The following is a 1,259-nucleotide window of genomic DNA, read 5'->3' as shown; positions in this document are numbered from 1 at the left end:
TTCTTCCCTGCGTTTTGGCGCCGTTAAGCAGACACAAATAAAAGGTATGACAATGAAAACATGGATCACTCTGGCGACCCTACTCGCCACCTCATCCGCCTACGCCGCTGAAGTCGTCACTTTAGCCGACGGTCGAGAAGTGAAGTTGAACGATGACTTTACTTGGGAATACGTGATGACAAGTTCTGCGCCAAAAGAGGCCGTAGCCCAAACCACAACCAGCGCGGTTGAAACTGTCGCAGCTCCTGCGATTGCGACAATTCCGGTCGTAACAAAAACCGTCGGTACCACCGTGGTTGTGAACGCGAAAAAACCAACCTTGCAGTTGTCAGACTCTGGGGTTGACGTACTGATTGGCTCTGCGAGCTACGAAGGTGGTGAACTGGTACTGCCAACGTCTATCACCAACCAAAACTCTCAATCTGTCATTCAGGTGGAGGTTGAGGTACAAGTGTTTGATATGTCTGGCAAGCAACTGGCGAAAGAAAAGGTCACGGTTTGGCAATCCATCAAACGAATGGCGGATACCTACCTGCGACCACAGCAAGCGGAACAAGGTAAGAGCATTAAACTGGCCGTGCCGCAATCTCAGCAATACCAGTTTTCTGCCAAAGTGTTAGAAGTGAAAACTCGCTAATACGGGTCTGATATTCTTTGTCGAGCGTATCTTGCCACGCTGACGCGTGAGGCTTAGGTCGCTAAGTTTAGATAGGCTCGACAAAGTAATAAATCGCGAAGAAGTGACACACACAACCCGCTAAAACGAAGCCGTGCCAAATCGCATGGTTAAAGGGGATACGCTTCGCAACGTAGAAAATCACCCCTAGCGAGTACACCAAACCGCCCACCGCAAGCAGCGTAAGTCCACCGATATCCAGATTGATCGCCAACTGATAAATCACAATCAACGACAGCCATCCCATCACCAAATAAGTCATCAGCGACAACTTCTTAAAGCGATAAACAAATGCGACCTTCATGATGATGCCGAGCAGAGCAATGCTCCAGATAACGATCATCAAGCCAAACGCAAGTGGCGTGCGTAAACTCACCAACAAAAATGGCGTGTAACTGCCAGCAATAAGCAGATAAATAGCGCAATGGTCGAAGGTTTTCAGCCAGCGTTTCGCTTTAGGGTGAGGGATCGCGTGGTACAGCGTTGAGGCTAAAAACAGCACAATAATACTGGAGCCGTAGATCGCCATGCTTGTCACGGTCAATGTGTCAGCTTGGTGGTTTGTCGCTTTGATTAACAACAG

At 48.8% G+C, this 1,259-nt stretch carries 2 protein-coding genes; one reads left to right on the top strand and one right to left on the bottom strand.

Features of this window, described 5'->3' with window-relative positions; translation table 11 throughout:
• Positions 1 to 52 precede the first annotated feature (52 nt).
• Positions 53 to 637: a DUF3157 family protein gene (locus R7O12_RS25530; protein ID WP_318126855.1), complete on the top strand. Its 585-nt coding sequence runs from the start codon at positions 53 to 55 to the stop codon at positions 635 to 637.
• Between the two features lie 67 nt (positions 638 to 704).
• Here the strand turns inward: R7O12_RS25530 and trhA are convergent.
• A partial coding sequence (gene trhA, locus R7O12_RS25525) for a PAQR family membrane homeostasis protein TrhA (protein ID WP_318126854.1) occupies positions 705 to 1,259 on the bottom strand: 555 nt, incomplete at its 5' end.

The organism is Vibrio sp. Vb1574, assembly GCF_033338675.1.
Note: the sequence above shows the minus strand (reverse complement) of the source record. Positions and strands in the feature narration are given on the sequence as shown.

Coding starts and splice junctions, on each gene's coding strand:
- R7O12_RS25530 (WP_318126855.1), top strand. CDS start 53: ATGAAAACATGGATCACTCTGGCGACCCTACTCGCCACCTCATCCGCC.